This window comes from Flavobacteriales bacterium TMED191, assembly GCA_002171975.2.
GTDB lineage: Bacteria > Bacteroidota > Bacteroidia > Flavobacteriales > TMED113.
Genome location: NHIO02000042.1, coordinates 40,207 through 57,784, shown reverse-complemented (window position 1 = coordinate 57,784; position 17,578 = coordinate 40,207). Strand labels below are relative to the sequence as shown.

20 protein-coding genes are annotated in these 17,578 nt (G+C 27.8%); 7 read left to right on the top strand and 13 right to left on the bottom strand.

Annotated elements, in window-relative coordinates:
• A partial coding sequence (locus CBD51_005245; protein RPG58496.1) for a DUF5117 domain-containing protein occupies window positions 1–1,175 on the bottom strand: 1,175 nt, incomplete at its 3' end.
• A gap of 67 nt (window positions 1,176–1,242) precedes the next feature.
• Here CBD51_005245 and CBD51_005240 point away from each other — a divergent pair.
• Complete coding sequence (locus CBD51_005240; protein ID RPG58495.1) at window positions 1,243–1,881, top strand: O-methyltransferase; 639 nt, start codon at window positions 1,243–1,245, stop codon at window positions 1,879–1,881.
• Here the strand turns inward: CBD51_005240 and crcB are convergent.
• Genes crcB through CBD51_005215 form a run of 5 tightly spaced genes read right to left on the bottom strand, consistent with a single transcriptional unit; the run spans window position 1,873 to window position 5,036 of the window.
• Window positions 1,873–2,226 carry a fluoride efflux transporter CrcB gene (gene crcB / locus CBD51_005235; GenBank protein RPG58494.1) on the bottom strand — a complete coding sequence of 118 codons (354 nt, stop codon included), beginning with the start codon at window positions 2,224–2,226 and terminating at the stop codon, window positions 1,873–1,875. The two genes, CBD51_005240 and crcB, sit on opposite strands and share 9 nt — an antisense overlap.
• Complete coding sequence (locus CBD51_005230; GenBank protein RPG58493.1) at window positions 2,223–2,786, bottom strand: phosphatase PAP2 family protein; 564 nt, start codon at window positions 2,784–2,786, stop codon at window positions 2,223–2,225. The genes crcB and CBD51_005230 overlap by 4 nt, the downstream gene beginning before the upstream one ends.
• On the bottom strand, window positions 2,779–3,780 hold the full coding sequence (obgE, locus tag CBD51_005225; GenBank protein RPG58492.1) for a GTPase ObgE: 1,002 nt from the start codon (window positions 3,778–3,780) through the stop codon (window positions 2,779–2,781). Before obgE ends, CBD51_005230 begins: the two co-directional genes overlap by 8 nt.
• Before the next feature lie 10 nt (window positions 3,781–3,790).
• The gene (locus CBD51_005220; protein ID RPG58491.1) at window positions 3,791–4,369 is read right to left on the bottom strand and encodes an adenylate kinase; all 579 of its coding nucleotides are present in this window, start codon (window positions 4,367–4,369) and stop codon (window positions 3,791–3,793) included.
• A gap of 10 nt (window positions 4,370–4,379) precedes the next feature.
• Window positions 4,380–5,036: a hypoxanthine phosphoribosyltransferase gene (locus tag CBD51_005215; GenBank protein ID RPG58490.1), complete on the bottom strand. Its 657-nt coding sequence runs from the start codon at window positions 5,034–5,036 to the stop codon at window positions 4,380–4,382.
• On the opposite strand from CBD51_005215, the gene purE reads away from it, so the two are divergent.
• Window positions 5,017–5,523, top strand: a complete 507-nt coding sequence (gene purE, locus CBD51_005210) for a 5-(carboxyamino)imidazole ribonucleotide mutase (protein RPG58489.1) — start codon at window positions 5,017–5,019, stop codon at window positions 5,521–5,523. The two genes, CBD51_005215 and purE, sit on opposite strands and share 20 nt — an antisense overlap.
• Here the strand turns inward: purE and CBD51_005205 are convergent.
• Genes CBD51_005205 through CBD51_005195 form a run of 3 tightly spaced genes read right to left on the bottom strand, consistent with a single transcriptional unit; the run spans window position 5,520 to window position 8,386 of the window.
• Window positions 5,520–6,086: a MarC family protein gene (locus tag CBD51_005205; protein RPG58488.1), complete on the bottom strand. Its 567-nt coding sequence runs from the start codon at window positions 6,084–6,086 to the stop codon at window positions 5,520–5,522. The two genes, purE and CBD51_005205, sit on opposite strands and share 4 nt — an antisense overlap.
• A gap of 15 nt (window positions 6,087–6,101) precedes the next feature.
• Window positions 6,102–7,325: a hypothetical protein gene (locus CBD51_005200; protein RPG58487.1), complete on the bottom strand. Its 1,224-nt coding sequence runs from the start codon at window positions 7,323–7,325 to the stop codon at window positions 6,102–6,104.
• Window positions 7,313–8,386: a 3-dehydroquinate synthase gene (locus CBD51_005195; GenBank protein ID RPG58486.1), complete on the bottom strand. Its 1,074-nt coding sequence runs from the start codon at window positions 8,384–8,386 to the stop codon at window positions 7,313–7,315. Before CBD51_005195 ends, CBD51_005200 begins: the two co-directional genes overlap by 13 nt.
• Window positions 8,387–8,443: 57 nt before the next feature.
• Here CBD51_005195 and CBD51_005190 point away from each other — a divergent pair, with 57 nt between their 5' ends.
• Window positions 8,444–9,598 (top strand): proline dehydrogenase, encoded by a 1,155-nt coding sequence (locus CBD51_005190; protein RPG58485.1) that lies wholly within the window; start codon window positions 8,444–8,446, stop codon window positions 9,596–9,598.
• Here CBD51_005190 and CBD51_005185 read toward each other — a convergent pair.
• From CBD51_005185 to CBD51_005170, 4 genes are read right to left on the bottom strand one after another with little or no spacing between them, the layout of a single operon-like run.
• On the bottom strand, window positions 9,595–9,954 hold the full coding sequence (locus CBD51_005185) for a hypothetical protein (GenBank protein RPG58484.1): 360 nt from the start codon (window positions 9,952–9,954) through the stop codon (window positions 9,595–9,597). The two genes, CBD51_005190 and CBD51_005185, sit on opposite strands and share 4 nt — an antisense overlap.
• Window positions 9,955–9,986: 32 nt before the next feature.
• On the bottom strand, window positions 9,987–11,177 hold the full coding sequence (locus tag CBD51_005180; protein ID RPG58483.1) for an alanine dehydrogenase: 1,191 nt from the start codon (window positions 11,175–11,177) through the stop codon (window positions 9,987–9,989).
• Between the two features lie 6 nt (window positions 11,178–11,183).
• Window positions 11,184–11,600, bottom strand: coding sequence for a tRNA (adenosine(37)-N6)-threonylcarbamoyltransferase complex ATPase subunit type 1 TsaE (tsaE, locus tag CBD51_005175; GenBank protein RPG58482.1), 417 nt, complete (start codon window positions 11,598–11,600; stop codon window positions 11,184–11,186).
• On the bottom strand, window positions 11,600–13,150 hold the full coding sequence (locus CBD51_005170) for a PglZ domain-containing protein (protein ID RPG58481.1): 1,551 nt from the start codon (window positions 13,148–13,150) through the stop codon (window positions 11,600–11,602). Before CBD51_005170 ends, tsaE begins: the two co-directional genes overlap by 1 nt.
• Before the next feature lie 47 nt (window positions 13,151–13,197).
• On the opposite strand from CBD51_005170, the gene CBD51_005165 reads away from it, so the two are divergent.
• Genes CBD51_005165 through CBD51_005150 form a run of 4 tightly spaced genes read left to right on the top strand, consistent with a single transcriptional unit; the run spans window position 13,198 to window position 17,578 of the window.
• Entirely contained in the window at window positions 13,198–14,430 is a 1,233-nt protein-coding gene (locus tag CBD51_005165; GenBank protein RPG58480.1) for an HD domain-containing protein, read from the top strand.
• A gap of 25 nt (window positions 14,431–14,455) precedes the next feature.
• Window positions 14,456–15,448, top strand: coding sequence for a UDP-3-O-(3-hydroxymyristoyl)glucosamine N-acyltransferase (lpxD, locus tag CBD51_005160; protein RPG58479.1), 993 nt, complete (start codon window positions 14,456–14,458; stop codon window positions 15,446–15,448).
• On the top strand, window positions 15,445–16,812 hold the full coding sequence (locus CBD51_005155) for a bifunctional UDP-3-O-[3-hydroxymyristoyl] N-acetylglucosamine deacetylase/3-hydroxyacyl-ACP dehydratase (GenBank protein ID RPG58478.1): 1,368 nt from the start codon (window positions 15,445–15,447) through the stop codon (window positions 16,810–16,812). Before lpxD ends, CBD51_005155 begins: the two co-directional genes overlap by 4 nt.
• Complete coding sequence (locus tag CBD51_005150) at window positions 16,805–17,578, top strand: acyl-ACP--UDP-N-acetylglucosamine O-acyltransferase (GenBank protein ID RPG58477.1); 774 nt, start codon at window positions 16,805–16,807, stop codon at window positions 17,576–17,578. The genes CBD51_005155 and CBD51_005150 overlap by 8 nt, the downstream gene beginning before the upstream one ends.

The window sequence follows — 17,578 nt, the reverse complement described above, 5'->3', positions numbered from 1 at the left end:
GCACCAATAATTTGTCCAGTTTTAGGGTTAACAAAGGAGGGGCCATAACCACCCCAAGGAGGTTGAGGAGATGAAGTCCATCTCAATACATTATAACGAATATCACCAGCATCCCAATTGGCTGTATCAGGTTGAGTATTAACTTGTATTGCATTAATAAAGCCTGCTTTCTCAAAAGCTATGTTCCATGATTCCACGCCCTTTTTAATTATATCTCTAAATTCTATAGGAGTTGTGTTTTCAATCCACCAGGTAATTGGAGTAATAGGTGCTGATAAATTTTTATCTGGATGCTTTTTTTTCAAATCCCACCTATGAATCATATCACGGTAATTAATTTGATCAATACTCGTCATATTATTTGTTTGGGTATGAAAATAACCTACGCGTGGATCATCATATCTAGGTTCAAAACCACTCTCGGGCAGCTCTATTAAGCTATGTTGGATTCTAATAGAAACAATACGAGAATCAGTAACAGCACGACTACCATATTTTGAAGGGTATTTGGTTTCATATACATAATCTACAATCACATCAGTATTACTTGGATAATTATTGAACTTATGATATCTTGTTTTTGATTTACTAAGACTCCCTAGTTTAAAACCCTTATAACCAGGTGAATATGAAGATTTTACCTGTTGAAAAGCTTCAGTTAAAAAAATATTATCTGCATTAATTAAGACACTTGAACTATCAGTATTTAAAGCAATAATTTCTTCACTTATTATAATCGGCTCATTGATATTTGCATCTGATGCTCTACTTAATGGACTTTCTGGATCAAAATAATAAGAATAATTTTCTATTATAAAATCAATTTTATTAAAATACTTTTTTATCGTAATAATTTTTGAGCCCCTAAATCTGCCTCTAACATTACGAGAATCACCAACACCATCCTCTATATAGCTAAAGTATATGAATTCTTTATTAAATTGCAATGTGTCTATTTCAATGAATGATTTTGCATTATCCTTATCTTGATATATTTTAAATAAACCATCATACTCAATGCAGTTCTTTGTTGTTTCAAGAATAGTTTTTTTTGAAGTACTTTTTGGTGGTTTTTGCTGGTCTTTATTTTTTGATTTAGTGGATGAAAATTGAGCAAAGAGAGGGTTAAATAATAGAAAGATGAATGAGAAAATAATAATTTTAACTTTGTACATATTAGATGCTTTACATATTAGTTAATTTCGAATTTAACTAATTAAATTATAAATAAATATTATTAAAATGGATTTCTTACCAAACAGACTATTAGAATACTGTCAAAACATGACTTCTAACGACGAATTACTAGACGAATTAGAGAGAGAAACAAATTATAAGATTTTAATGCCTAGAATGTTGAGTGGCAAATTAATAGGTCAAACACTAAGGTTAATTAGTGGTTTAAAAAAACCTAAATACATACTTGAAATTGGAACATATACAGGTTATTCTGCCATATGCTTAGCAAGTGGTTTAACTCATGATGGTGAGCTACATACAATTGAAATAAATCAAGAATTGGAAAATTTTTCCAGAAAATATTTTAAAAAATCGGGGCTAGAAAACAAAATAAAGCTACACACAGGCAATGCATTGGAAATAATTCCAAATTTGCAATTTAAATATGATTTAGTATTTATTGATGCAGACAAAAAAAATTATTGTAAATACTTCGATTTAGCAATGAAAAAATTAACAAGCGGGGGGTGTATTATCATTGACAATGTTCTTTGGAGTGGGAAAGTTATAAACAAGTCAAATGAAAAAGATATTGAAACAAACGAAATAAAAAAATTGAACCTTATGATACAAAATGATTCTAGAGTACGAAATACTCTCCTTCCAATTCGAGATGGAATTATGATTTGTGAACTACTGTAATTTTTTAATAAATAAATACAAAACACCACAGCACATTGAAATACTAAATACAATATTTAGAAATGCGTAAGCAATATGTCCATCTCTTAATAAATTTAAGGTTTCATAACTAAAAGTAGAAAAAGTACTTAATCCACCACAAAATCCGACAAATAAAAATAAACTCCATTCCTTATTAAGATCTAAATAACTAATAAAAAAAATAGCGATTCCATAAATTATACAACTAATTAAATTAACTAGAAATGTTGCTAAAGGGAAAGTAAATTGTAGAAAATTTAAGGAGATTAAATATCTTAATACACAGCCTAATCCACCCCCTAAGAAAATATAAAACAATTTCATTTGTTAATTTTGATATAATGAAAAAAATTGGAAATAAAATGAGCGATAATTAAACCTAAAATAGCACCAAAAAATACATCCAGTGGGAAATGCTTACCTAAATAAATCCTACTATAACATACTAACAGTAGCCAAATTATTAATCCATATTTCAAAAACTTATTTTTTTGATTTAACTGAAGTAAAAAAAATGAAACAATTGCCGTAGAATTTGCAGCATGTCCAGATACAAAACTATACATGCCACCTTTTTCAACAACAATCCTACTTAGATGAGAAATTTCAGGATCCCAACATGGCCTTAAGCGCATAAATATATTTTTAAAACAATGAAGATGAATTAAATCAGTAATACCAAAACACACTAAAAGAAAAAAAATAGTATATATAAATTTATTGCTGTCTTGACGGTAAAGATAAAATAAAATTATAGGAGCAATTATAAGGAACATCCATGTTTTATTTGAAATAAACACCCAGAAAGAATCCCACTTTTCAGATCCTAAATTATTTAAAAAAATAAATAACTGCTTATCCAATGAAATTATATTTTCAATCATTGTTTTTAATTAAAATTTTCCAAACATCATCTTTTAAATGACTAATACCTTGGTTATTTAAAGAAGATATAAAGAGATGTTTAATACTAATAGAATCTGAAATATTTTCTTTGATATTATCATTAATTAAGTCTGACTTTGTTATTATCAATAATCTCTTTTTATCTAATAAATCTGGGTTATATTTTTTTAATTCTTGAATTAAAATATTATATGCTGCCATAATATTTTCACTATTAGCGGGAATCATAAATAACAAGCATGTATTCCTTTCAATATGTCTTAAAAAACGATGACCTAACCCCTTGCCTTCACTAGCGCCCTTAATGATTCCAGGTATATCGGCCATTACAAATGATTTCATATCATGATATTTAACAATACCAAGGTTTGGAGTTAATGTAGTGAATTCATAGTCAGCAATTTTAGGTTTTGCTGCGCTAATGACAGACAATAAAGTGGATTTTCCTGCATTGGGAAAGCCAACTAATCCCACATCGGCTAAAACTTTTAACTCCAAAATTGTTGATGCCTCTAATCCAATTTTTCCAGGTTGTGCATAACGAGGGCTTTGTCTTACAGAATTTTTAAAATGCACGTTACCTCTTCCGCCTAAACCACCTTTTAACAAAACATATTCTTCTTTATCTTCAGTAATCTCAAATATGTACTTATTTGTTTCAGCATCTTTAACAATTGTTCCTATTGGTACATCAATATAAACATCTTTTCCACTAGAACCCGTACTAGTATTCTTACTTCCGTCACCACCATGACCCGCTTTTATATGTTTTGTAAACTTTAAATGCAACAAAGTCCATAAATTTCTATTCCCTCTAATAATTACATGACCACCCCGTCCACCATCACCTCCATCAGGACCTCCTTTTGGCTGAATCCTAGATCTAAAAAAATGAGCAGACCCTTTACCTCCGCTACCTGATTTGCAGTAAATCTTTACATAGTCAACAAAATTATTTTTTAAATTTCTCACTTGGAAAAAACTAATAATTTGATATTATTGAATTGATATCATCTAATATAAGATTAACTTCTCTTTCACCATTAATTGCATAAAATGAATGATTTAATTTCTTTATGTAATAATCCTTTAGAATAGATGTTTGTTTGTTATAAACTTGAATACGATTTAAAATTATGTCTTTATTTTGATCGTCTTTTCTACCACTATTAACACCCCTTTTTAGAAGTCTTTTAACAAGTTCACCTTCCGATACTTCAAGAGATAAGACAATATCTAAATTCATATTTTTACGTTCAAACAATTTATCAAGCTCTTGAGCCTGGGGGACTGTTCTAGGAAAACCATCAAAAATAAATCCTTTTGAATTTGGAAACCTTTCTAACTCACTAGAAAGTAAATCAACAGTAACCTTATCAGGAACTAATTGACCATTGTCCATATATTCAGATGCCAATTTGCCAAGATCTGTAGAGTTCTTAATATTTCTTCGAAATACATCTCCTGTAGAAATATGATCTAATGAGTTTTTACTCATCAAGAGATCTGCTTGAGTACCTTTACCAGAACCTGGAGGTCCAAATAAAATTATATTTTTCATTGTATTTTTTTTAATTAATCTTTTTATAAATGTTTTTTAATTTTCTACCAGCCTGATTATAATCCATTCCATGTCCAACAACAAATTCTTCTCCAACTTTAAAACCAATGTGTTTAGGTTTAGTTTTATATTGATACTTTGATTCTTTAAATAATAAAGTTACACATTCTATACTTAGTGCACCATGATTAAGGAATTCATTACTTAAGAAGTTTAGTGTTAATCCAGTATCTACAATATCTTCAATAATAAGGACATTCCTATTTTGAATCTTAGTATACGAAATATGATCTATGGAAACTTTGCCCTTGCTTTTTAAACCATCGTATGAATTTACCTTGACTGAAACAATATCAATATTAGGGTCTAAATAACTTAGTAATTCTTTAGCAAAAATCATTGCACCTTTTAATACAATAATAAAAACAGGCCAATCACCATGATATTGATTTTTTATTCTTTGCGAAAGTTCAAAAGTTTTTTTTTGTATAGACTTTTTTGGAATAAAAATTTCAAAATCTAATCCGCCTAGCTGAATTTTTTTCATTGATGATTTAAAATTATAAATAAATGAATTAAACTCACTATTTTTTTTACACAAAAAGATTAAATTTGATTTAAAATAAATTATTTTAATATAAATAAATATGAAACCACTAGTAAGCATAATAATGGGAAGCACATCTGATTGGCCAGTAATGAAAAAGGCAGCAGTATTTTTTAACGAAATGGAAATCCCATTTGAAGTAAATGCACTATCAGCGCATAGAACTCCAGAAGAGGTTGAAAAGTTTGCAAAAAATGCATCAAAAAACGGAATAAAAGTAATTATAGCTGGAGCTGGAATGGCTGCACATTTGCCAGGTGTAGTTGCAGCAATGACTCCAATCCCAGTAATTGGAGTGCCTATAAAAGCTTCATTAGATGGCTTAGATTCATTATTAGCAATTGTACAAATGCCTCCCGGAATACCAGTGGCTACAGTAGCTATAAATGGCTCCTTAAATGCTGGAATATTGTGCGCACAAATGCTTGCCACAGGCAATTCAGAACTTTTTGCAAAAACTGAAGAATATAAAGAAGATCTAAAAAAGAAGATTGTAAAAGCAAATCAAGAGCTTAAACAAGAAAAATTTAAATTTAAAACAAATTAACTCAGTCCTGCTTTAAAAAGCTTGATAGCAATTGCTAGTAAAATTATTCCAAATACACGTCTTAAAATATTAATACCTGAAGTTCCTAAGACTTTTTCAATTTTATTAGTAGTTTTTAAAACCAAAAAAACGAACAATAAATTTAAGATAATTCCTGTGGTGATTTCACTATATGAAAAACTTTCGATTGCTCTTAAAGATAAAATTGTTGTAAGAGTACCTGCACCAGCTATTAAGGGGAATGCAACTGGCACTATTGTGCCAGAATTATCATTTTCATTAGACTTGAACAATTCAATATTCAGAATCATTTCAAGAGCTAATAAGAAGATCACAATTGCGCCTGCCATTGAAAATGACTGCACATCAATTCCAATTAAGTGAAGTAAATTTTCTCCAATAAACAAAAAAGCCATCATTATAAAAAAAGAAACTACTGTTGCCTTAAAAGAATTAATATGACCTGTTTTCTGTCTAAGACTGATTATAAGAGGTAACGCCCCTAAAATATCAACAACTGCAAATAAAGTTAATGTTATAGTTAAAATTTCACTTAAATTCATTTGTATACATATTTATTAATTAATAATTACTCCAAATTTAGATAAATCATTGTAAAAATCAGGATAAGATTTATTTATAACATCAGGATTATTAATTCTTAACCTATATCCTAGTAAAGCTAATGGGGAAAAACAAAGTGCGATTCGATGATCATTATGAGTATCTATATCAATTACATTTTTTGTAATACATAGCTTTTTAGGTTTCATAATTATTTTGTTATTATTTTCAACCTCTACAGAACATTGAAACTTAGATAACTCTAAACATAATGAATTAATTCTATCACTTTCTTTGTAGGGAAGTGTATCTAATCCTAAGGCATTTAATTTTATATTGAGGCCGAGACAAGCTATAAAAGCTGTTAATGCAAAATCAGGATTATTTATAAAATTCCATTCGAGCTTTTCAGGTAAAATAGAACTTTTTGACTTACTAAGAACAACTGAATTGTTAAAAAATTTAGAATTAACACCAAGAAATTTAAAAAAGGAAATTAAATTACTATCTGGCTGCATACTATTTTTATATAAAATAGAAATAGATACTGTATTTAAATTAGAAAATAAAAAAGCTAAATATAAATAAGATGCAGAAGTCCAATCTGACTCAATAAAACCATATGGCTTTGAGTATTTAGATTGCGGAACAATTATAGTGTTATTATTTTGTTCAATTTTTATACCACATTTTATCATCATTGTAAGCGTCATATTTATATATGACTGAGAAAGCATGCTTTTTTTTATATAAAATTTAACTCCACCTTTTAAATATGGCGAAATGAGTAATAGTGATGAAAAAAATTGACTAGTATACGCAAACTTGATGTTTATTTCTCCACCTTTAATTTCTGCAGAATTTATTAAAATCTTATTACGGTTTTTAATAATTTTTGCTCCTAAAGAATTTAAATAACTAATTAACATATTAATTGGTCTATTAAATAAATACTCATCACCCGTAATTATTACTGATTTTTTACTCAAAGCATAAAATGAGATTAAAAACCTCAATGATGTGCCTGAATTGATTACATTTTTAATTTCATCCTTTGAGTTGAGACAGTTCTTTAAAATATTTGTGTCATCGGATTTAGATAAATTTTGCTCGTTATTAATACTACTAATCAAATTATTAATAATCAATGATCGTTGACTTATACTTTTGGAGCCTGAAAGCTTAAAGTTAATATCACTATCAATAACTCGTGAAAAAATTAAAACTATACTGGACATAAATATCTATAATAATTTAAGGATGAAAAGATCAAATCATCAGACACTGAACAATTTACAACAGATTTGCCAATATCTTGAATTAATGTAAAATTATAGTTATTATCGACATTCTTTTTGTCTTTTTTAATGAATTCTAATAAAAGATTATTATCAATTAATTTTATGTCTCGATATTTAAAATATTTAAATATTACTTTCACAATACCATCTAAAATATTTGGTGAAAATGAAAAAATCTTATGGGATATATACGACTCACAAATTAAACCAATAAATAAAGCATGACCATGAGTGATATCTATATTTTTGACTAGAAAAATACTTTCTATAGCATGCGAAATCGAGTGTCCAAAATTTAATTTCCTTCTTTCATTATTGTCAAAATAATCTCTCTTCACAATATCAACTTTTATCCTTATGCATTTTGATATAATTGCAGGTAAATTAACTTTATTAATATTCTTCAACTGAATATTTTCCCACAATAGTTTATCATAAATTAATCCATATTTTAATATTTCAGCGTATGCAGATATTAATTCAAAATCAGAAAGTGAATTAGTAAAAGGAAAATGTATAAAAATTGCATTGGGAATACTAAAGAGGCCTATCTGATTCTTGTAATGATCAAAATTTACAGCTACTTTTCCACCTATTGCAGCATCTACCTGAGACATTAAAGTAGTAGGTATATTAATAAAATTAATTCCCCTCTTAATTATAGAAGCAACAAACCCCCCTAAATCAGAAACAACGCCACCACCTAAATTAATCATCAAACTTTTCCTATCGACGTTTTTACTTAACAATAAATTACATACCGACTTTACACTATTAATTGTTTTAGCAGATTCACCATTTTCTAACTCAAGAATATGAGCACTATTTAATACTGAAACATGTGTTAACAAAATTGGCAAACAATACTTCTTAGAATTTTTATCTAATAAAATAAATACCTTCGTAGGATTAATCTTCTTAATTACATCTAATAAGCATGATATAGATTTATTATTTATAATAATTGTACACTGATCAAGTTTAATTTTATTAATCATTTAATTATAAAGAATAAGGTGTTTTTAAAATAAAAAATACTAAATTAAATTTCGGATATGGTATTTAGCAATAAATATATAGATTACAAGACAAAATCAAAAAGAGAACTGTATGAAACTTTAATTCTTTTTGAATTATTATCTAGACCTTATCTCGTTTATTTTGGGAAATACATGCTCAAATTTGCTCTTCAAATTAAATTACCAATTTTAGGTATTATTAAAAAAACTATTTTTAAACACTTTTGTGGGGGGGAAGATATTATCGAGTCTAAAAAAAAAATCAAAGAGCTAGGTAAGAGTAATATAAAAACCATCCTTGATTATTCTGTAGAGGGTCAACAGAATTCTAAAAATCTTGAAAAAGTATATCATGAAATAATTAATAATCTTAATCTATCTAAAAACAATAATTTAATCCCGTTTTGTGTATTTAAAGTCACCGGAATAACACGATTCAAATTATTAAAAAAATTAAGCAAAAACACCCCGTTAAATGAGCTTGAAAATAAAGAATTGCAAACTCTTAAAAATAGACTCCATAAAATTTGTTCCAAAGCTCAAACCGTAAATAAACCTGTATTAATTGATGCAGAAGAAAGTTGGATTCAAAAAGCAATTGACGAACTAGTTGAGCAATTAATGATGCAATTCAATCAAAAAAGTGTACTTGTTTACAACACTCTTCAATTTTACAGATGGGATAGAATCAAATATATGAAAGAGCTACATAAAAGAGCTAAAAATCAAAATTTTAAAATAGGAATTAAGATTGTTAGAGGAGCATATATGGAAAAAGAAAGATTTAGATCCAACAAAAAAAAATACAAATCGCCTATTCATAAAAATAAGTTAGCTTGTGACAATGACTTTGATAATGCAAGTAAATACTGCCTGCAAAATATCAAGGACATATCAATATGTTTTGGCACTCATAATGAACAAAGCACGCAAAATATAATTGAATTAATGAAAGAATATAATATTGAAAACAATGATAACAGAATCTTCTTTTCACAACTATTAGGAATGAGTGATAACATTAGCTTTTACTTAGCTCACTTTAATTATAATGTGGCAAAATATGTACCGTACGGACCTGTTAAATATGTGATACCTTATCTTATTAGAAGAGCTGAAGAAAATTCATCTATTGGCAGTCAAACACATGATGAAATCAAAAGACTAAAGGAAGCAATTAACAATATCTAATTACAATTTTTACAAATAGAATCTTCAATAATCAAATTGACAACACTAATAGAGTCATGACAATTTATAATCTCAAAATTTATTAAATTATTCTCTAGAAAATAATTCTTACAAACTTTATTTCTAATTTGACTTTTTTTAAAATCCACTTTAGAATGACTAATATATTGACGTAATAATAATGAATCAATTTTATAGCAAACCATTTTACATTTTACATATTCAGAAATGTGAAGATTATTTTTAAGAATATGACTAACCACTCTAGCATTAGGTAGATAATTAAAACTAATTGGCTTTTCACGAAAGCTTAATGAAAACCAGAGAATAAATACACCTAATAATACTCCTGACACATAAAAAATTAATCTATAATAAAAACCCACAATTATAATGCTTGATATGGCAAGTTAAACCAGTCAGATATACCTTTATTAACTAACTGACCATTAATAATATAGGCTCCCTGACCAATATTTGGATTATTATAAATGATTTGATTAACTCCACCATGATCACCAATTTGTAGTAATAATGATGCAAAAATATTACTTAATGAAAAAGAGGCCGTTCTTGCTACTCTAGATGGAATATTTGGCACACAATAATGAATTACACCATGCTTAATAAAAGTAGGTGATTTATGTGATGTAACTTCAGATGTTTCTATACAACCTCCCCTATCAATACTTACATCAATAACTACTGATCCTGGTTTCATTAACTTAACCATATCTTCAGAAATTACGCAGGGTGTACGACCACTTTTTGTGCGAATAGCACCAATCACTACATCAGCACGTCTAACTGCTTTTTCCAATGCTTTTGGATTTATCATGTTAGTATCAACTCGAGTATTTAATTTATCTTGAATTCTTCTTAATTTATATAAAGAATTATCAAAAATCTTAACAGAAGCCCCTAAACCAATTGTAGATCTTGCAGCAAATTCACCGACAGTACCGGCACCTAAAATAACAATATCTGTAGTACTAACTCCAGCAACACCGCCCATTAATAGACCTTTACCATTATTTAAATTACTTAAACATTCTGCTGCAATTAAAACAGACGCATTACCTGCAATTTCACTCATGGAACGAACAACAGGGAAAATCCCATCTTCATCCTGAATATAATCATAAGCAATTGCTGTAATTTTTTTCTCCATTAATTGAATGAAAAAATCTGGTTTTTGAATTTTTAATTGCAATGCCGAAATTAAAGTTTGATTTTGTTTCATCAACTTAATTTCATCATTTGTAGGTGGGGATACCTTTAAAATAATATCAGCTTGATAAACTTCCTTAGCTGTATTCACAATCCTTGCTCCACAATCGCTATAATCTTTATCTGTAAAATTAATTATTTGACCGACTCCACTCTGAACAATAACACTATGATTATTAAGTGTTAGTAAATTAACTGCATCAGGTACCAAACCAATTCTCTTTTCTTGTAATAATACTTCTTTGGGTATACCAATAGTTAATTTTTTATTTTTAGATTTTAATTCAATCACTTCTTCTTGAGGAAGGGTAAAACCAGCTTCGGAGAATGATAAGAAATTATTTCCCATAATATGTTATTTTATATATAATAATTCGCGAGTATTATTTGTTGATGTTAATCTAATTTGATGATATTTAGAAGGCAATATGGATTTAACTAAATCGGGCCATTCAATAAAGCAATAAAAACCTGAATTAAAATAAGAATCTACTCCAAGCATTATAGCTTCTTTTAAAGTGTTCAATCTGTAAAAATCAAAATGAAAACATTTGTCACCATTTACAAGCCAGTACTCATTAACAATTGAAAACGTAGGACTTGAAACAGAATCGACAATTTTTAATTGATTACACATATGTTTAACTAATGTTGTTTTTCCAGCACCTAACTCACCTTCAATCACAAAGATACGATTATCTGACAAGGTTAACAATTCTAATGCAACAGACGATAACTTGTCTAAATTAGATATGTCATAACACCTTTGCATTATCGTTTAGGTTTTAAAGAGACAATGGGTATGATCATTTCCTCCATTGAGACACCACCATGTTGATATGTATTAATATAGTGATGTGCATAATGATTATAATTATTAGGGTAAACAAAGTATTTATTTGGTGCAGCAAAAATATATGAAGCGCTAACATTAGATTTAGGCAACATAACAGATTCAGGATCATCCACATGGAACACATCCTTCTTTTCAAATTTAATTTTTCTACCTGTTTTATAACGTAGATTACTAGATATACTTTTCTCTCCAACAACCTTACTAGGTTCCATCACATTCATTGTCCCATGATCAGATGTAATTATAATATTCACGTCATGATTAGAAAGCTTTTTTAACATTTCAAAAAGAGGAGAGTTTTTAAACCATGTCAAAGTTAAATCGCGATATGCTTTTTCATTATTAGCTAGTTCTTTAATCATTTTCATATCTGTTTTTGCATGTGATAAAATATCTACAAAGTTATATATAATAACATTTAACGATTTGGTAAGGAACTCATTTAGTCTATTAACCATTTTTTGACCATGCTCAAGGTTAAAAACTTTATTAAATGATATATTTTGAGAACATGATAATTGCTTTAATTGTTCCATTAATAGATCTTTTTCATATAAATTTTTTCCACCTTCATCATTATCATCTAACCACATATTAGGATATTTTTGTTTAATTTCAGCAGGCATTAAACCAGAAAAAATTGCATTTCGAGCATACTGAGTTGCAGTAGGTAAAATACTACAATATGTATCTTCATTAATGGAAAAATAAGAAGATAATAAAGGCTCTATTAACCTCCACTGATCTAATCTAAGATTATCTATAAGTAAAAAAAATGTACAAGTCTTATCTGTAGTTAAAGATGAAATATATTTTTTAAAAATATTATTTGACATAACTACATTATGCGAATTATTATCTTTAACAAATTCATGGTAATTATTTTTGATATATTTAAAAAAAGAATTATTTGCTTCTTTTTTTTGGTTCAATAAAATATCAAGCATATTGTTGTCATCTAATGAATCAAGTTGCAACTCCCAATAAATTATTTTTTTATAAATCTTCACCCAATCATCAAATGAATGAATACTACTAATCATATCACCAATAGATAAAAACTCTTTACGATAATCGGAATTAGTTTTATTAGTGACAAGTTCAGAAAATTTTAGATGCTTTTTAATTGACAAAAGTATTTGATGAGGGTTTACAGGCTTAATTAAGTAATCTGATATCTTAGAACCTATTGCATCTTCCATAATATGCTCTTGTTCACTTTTTGTAATCATAATGACAGGCGAATTAGTAATTTCCTTTAATTTAGAAAGCGTATCTAAACCACTTAATCCAGGCATATTTTCATCTAAAAAAATTAAATCATAGTGATTTTCAACAACCATCTGTATTGCATCATAGCCATTAGAAATTGTATTGACGGAAAAACCCTTATCTTTGAGAAATAATAAGTGTGATTTTAATGAATCTACTTCATCATCAATCCATAAAATAGTACAAGAATCCATATTTGTATGTTTTTGTTTTTTAAATTTATATTATAAAAATCAAATAAATGTCATATCCTAAAAATAAAATCATTAATGATCCAATTTATGGATTTATTAATATTCCTTTTGATTTAATTTGGCAGCTCATAGAACATCCATTTTTTCAAAGACTAAGAAGAATTTCGCAACTTGGTTTATCATCATTAGTTTACCCTGGAGCAAATCACAGCCGTTTTCATCATGCTATTGGTGCAATGCACCTCATGAATCAAGCTATAAATACATTAAAAACCAAAGGACATTCTATTACTAAACAAGAACATGAGGCAAGTTTAGTCGCTATATTATTACACGATATTGGTCATGGACCATTTTCTCATGCATTAGAAAAGTCTATAGTAAACAATTTGTCCCATGAAACAATTTCTTTACTATTCATGCAAAGACTAAACGAGATCTTTGATCAAAAATTATCAATGGCAATTGATATTTTTCAAAAAAAACATAAAAAAACATATCTAAATCAGTTAATATCAAGTCAACTTGATGTTGATAGACTAGACTACTTAAACAGAGATAGTTTTTATTCTGGTGTTAATGAAGGAATAATAAATTCTGATAGAATAATTAGTACATTAAATGTTTATAATCAAGAACTAGTTGTTGATTATAAAGGTTTATATTCAATTGAAAAATTTATTATAGCTAGAAAATTAATGTACTGGCAAGTTTACTTACATAAAACTGTATTATCTGCTGAATATACATTAATGCAAGTATTAAAAAGAGCAAAAGAATTAACACAAAATGGTTTTAACATTTATTCTACCCCTAATTTTAAAGTATTTCTTAATGAGAAGAATGCTATCAATCTAATTTTTTTTAATAAACATAAATTACTTGACAAGTTTGCATTAATTGATGACTCAGACCTTCTAACATGTCTAAAAAGCTGGACTCATTCCGAAGACCAAGTATTGAAAATCTTATCTAATTCAATTATTAATAGAAAGCTATTAAAAATTAAAACTTTTGAGAAAAAAAATATTAAAAAGGAGATTCGAAGACTACAAAGTATAGCTATGAAAAAATTTAAATTAACACTCAACGATACTAGCTATTTAATTTTTCCAATAAGCATTAATAATCAAACATATAATTTTGTAAATAATGAAATCAAATTTTTAAAAAAGAATAACGTTATTGTTAATCTATCGGAGATTAAAAATGAAATTAATATGAATTCTAAGAATTCCAGAATTACTAAACATTATATTTGTTATCCAAAAGAACTTTAGTTTTTTGAAAAAAATTAAATAAATAATGAAAATAACTGCATCAGAAATATGTAAAATTATCAAAGGAGAGCTTATTGGAGATCCTGAAATTATTATATCATCTTTTTCAAATATAGAAAGTTCAAAAAAAGGCGATGTTACATTCTTATCTGACATTAAATACAAAAAACACTTACAATCTAATAAAGCATCTTTAATAATTGTTCCAAAGATAGAAATCTCAACTGCTAATACTATTATAAAAACTGATAATCCTGCACAAAAATTTGCAGAAATCATAAATAAATTTTCACCAAAAAAACAATACTATGATAAAATTGCATCTTCTGCGATTATACACTCAAAATCTAAGATTGGTTCAAAAGTAATAATTGGAGATAATGTTATAATTATGGAAAATGTTTCTATAGAAGATCATTGTACTATTCATCCAAATACTATTATATATCCAAATTGTCATATTGGTAAAGACACAGAAATTGGTCCAAATGTTACTATATATGATAGTTCAGAAATTGGCGACCATTGTACAATTCATGCAGGTGCAATAATAGGTGCAGATGGATTTGGATTCATTCCAAATAAAAAAAATAGGTTTTCTAAAATGCCCCAAATTGGGCAAGTTATCATAAAAAATTTCGTAGAAATTGGAGCTAATACAACCATTGATAGAGGCTCACTTGACAATACTATCATACAAGATGGCGTTAAATTAGATAACCTTATACAGGTTGGTCATAATGTAACAATTGGATCCAACACTGTTATCGCAGCACAAACTGGTATTGCAGGGTCAACAAAAATTGGCAACAATTGTATGATTGGAGGTCAAGTTGCTATAGCTGATCATTTACAAATTGGCAAAAATGTGAAGATAGCAGGTAAATCAGGTGTTATAAAAAACATACCTGATGGAAAAACAATACAGGGACCACTTGCTTTTGATATAAAAGATTTTCAAAAAGCATATGTATGCTTTAAAAAATTGCCCAAAATAATTAATCAACTTAAAAAATAATATTGCAAAAAACAATAAAAAATAGTATCTCAATTTCAGGGGAAGGACTTCACACAGGACGATTTACTAATGTATGTTTTATGCCCGCTCACGAAAATACAGGAATTATATTTCAAAGAGTAGATCTAAAAGGTAAACCACAAATATCTGCATCAATTAAAAATATTCATAAAACAAAAAGACGAACTGTTTTAAAAGAAAATAATGCTACTATTGAAACTGTAGAACATTTGTTAGCAACATTATTTGCATTATCAATAACTAATTTGTTGATTAAAGTGGATGGCCCTGAGATTCCTATTTTAGACGGCAGTGCAAAATTAATAATTAAAAAAATTGAACAAGCAGGAATTATAGATCAAAATGTAAAAAGAAAAATTATTAAGCCAAGTAATTATTTTAAGATTGAGGATGGAGATTCTAAAATTGAATTTTTTCCACAAAACACACTTGAAATAAATGTCAAAATTGACTACAACTCAAAAATATTAAAACCTCAACAAGCAAGTTTAAGAAATTTAAAAGATTTTAAACTAGAAATAGCACCAGCAAGAACATTTTGTTTTTTACATGAAATATCGCAATTAGTAAATTTAAATCTAATTAAAGGTGGTAATATTGATAATGCAATTGTTTTTGTTGAACAAGATACATCTATAGACCAGTTAGGTGAATTTTCTAAACTATTGCCTCAAAAAACAAAGAAAATAAATCAAGGCATTTTAAATGAAAAAAAACTCCTTTATGAAAATGAACAAGCAAAACATAAATTACTAGACTTAATTGGTGACATGGCACTCGCAGGATATGAAATAAAAGGTAAGATAATTGCCAATAAACCTGGCCATAAAATTAATGTACTTTTTACACAAAAATTATTTTCTCAAATTCATAACAATATGAATCAAAACAATATACGGCCATTAATGAAAATTAATGATATAAAAAAAATTCTTCCACATAGAGAGCCCTTTTTATTTATTGATGAAATCATAGAACTTTCAGACAATTCGGTTACTGGAATCAAATATGTTAAATCTAACGAATATTATTTTAAAGGACATTTTCCTGGTGCACCAGTTATGCCGGGAGTCTTACAAATTGAAGCTATGGCTCAAACTGGTGGTATTTTAGCATTGAATAGTGTAGAAGACCCCGAAAACTATCTTACATATTTTATGAAAATTGATAAAGTTAAATTTAAACAAAAAGTAGAACCAAATTGTATATTAATGTTTAAATTAAACCTATTATCTCCAATAAGGAGAGGAATTTGCCATATGGAAGCAAAAGCATATGTTAACGACCAAGTAGTTACAGAAGCGGAATTAATGGCAAAAATTGTAAAAGAAAAAGATGACTAAACTTACAGACATTAGTACAAAAGCAAAAATTGGAAAGAACCTTTCTATAGATTCTTTTTCTACTATACATGATAATGTAACTATTGGTGATAACTGTTGGATTGGATCTAATGTTACAATATTTCCAGGGGCACAAATAGGATCCAATGTTAAAATATTTCCAGGGGCAGTAATCTCAGCTATTCCACAAGACCTAAAATTTAAAGGGGAAAAAACAACTACTGTAATAGGAAATAATACTACTATAAGAGAATGTGTAACAATTAACAGAGGAACAAATTATAATAATTCTACTATAGTTGGTGATAACTGTTTTTTAATGGCTTATTCCCATGTTGCTCATGATTGCATAATCAAAAACAATGTCATTATTGCAAATGGGGTAGCGATTGCTGGTCATGTTGAAATTGATGAACATGCTATCATTGGTGGATTATCGGCAATTCAACAATTTAGTAAAATAGGAAAATTCAGTATGGTTTCAGGGGGTTCATTAGTCAGAAAAAATGTTCCTCCATATATTAAAGTAGCAAAAGAACCACTCAGATATATAGGTGTAAATAAAATTGGGTTAACTAGAAATAAATTTAACCAAGAATCTATTAAAATTATCAATAAATGTTATAGGGTGATTTTTCAAGAAGGAAATAATATTTCACAAGCAATTGAATTAATAGAAAAAAATAAAGAAAATTCAAAAGAGAAAGAAGAAATTGTTAAATTCATTAAAAATTCCAAAACCGGAATAGTTAAAGGCTTTTATTAA

Coding starts and splice junctions, on each gene's coding strand:
- CBD51_005170 (RPG58481.1), bottom strand. CDS start 13,150: ATGGATTCTTGTACTATTTTATGGATTGATGATGAAGTAGATTCATTA.
- purE (RPG58489.1), top strand. CDS start 5,017: ATGAAACCACTAGTAAGCATAATAATGGGAAGCACATCTGATTGGCCA.
- tsaE (RPG58482.1), bottom strand. CDS start 11,600: ATGCAAAGGTGTTATGACATATCTAATTTAGACAAGTTATCGTCTGTT.
- CBD51_005150 (RPG58477.1), top strand. CDS start 16,805: ATGACTAAACTTACAGACATTAGTACAAAAGCAAAAATTGGAAAGAAC.
- CBD51_005220 (RPG58491.1), bottom strand. CDS start 4,369: ATGAAAAATATAATTTTATTTGGACCTCCAGGTTCTGGTAAAGGTACT.
- lpxD (RPG58479.1), top strand. CDS start 14,456: ATGAAAATAACTGCATCAGAAATATGTAAAATTATCAAAGGAGAGCTT.
- CBD51_005205 (RPG58488.1), bottom strand. CDS start 6,086: ATGAATTTAAGTGAAATTTTAACTATAACATTAACTTTATTTGCAGTT.
- CBD51_005165 (RPG58480.1), top strand. CDS start 13,198: ATGTCATATCCTAAAAATAAAATCATTAATGATCCAATTTATGGATTT.
- CBD51_005215 (RPG58490.1), bottom strand. CDS start 5,036: ATGCTTACTAGTGGTTTCATATTTATTTATATTAAAATAATTTATTTT.
- CBD51_005230 (RPG58493.1), bottom strand. CDS start 2,786: ATGATTGAAAATATAATTTCATTGGATAAGCAGTTATTTATTTTTTTA.
- crcB (RPG58494.1), bottom strand. CDS start 2,226: ATGAAATTGTTTTATATTTTCTTAGGGGGTGGATTAGGCTGTGTATTA.
- CBD51_005180 (RPG58483.1), bottom strand. CDS start 11,177: ATGGGAAATAATTTCTTATCATTCTCCGAAGCTGGTTTTACCCTTCCT.
- CBD51_005240 (RPG58495.1), top strand. CDS start 1,243: ATGGATTTCTTACCAAACAGACTATTAGAATACTGTCAAAACATGACT.
- CBD51_005200 (RPG58487.1), bottom strand. CDS start 7,325: ATGTCCAGTATAGTTTTAATTTTTTCACGAGTTATTGATAGTGATATT.
- CBD51_005195 (RPG58486.1), bottom strand. CDS start 8,386: ATGATTAATAAAATTAAACTTGATCAGTGTACAATTATTATAAATAAT.
- CBD51_005190 (RPG58485.1), top strand. CDS start 8,444: ATGGTATTTAGCAATAAATATATAGATTACAAGACAAAATCAAAAAGA.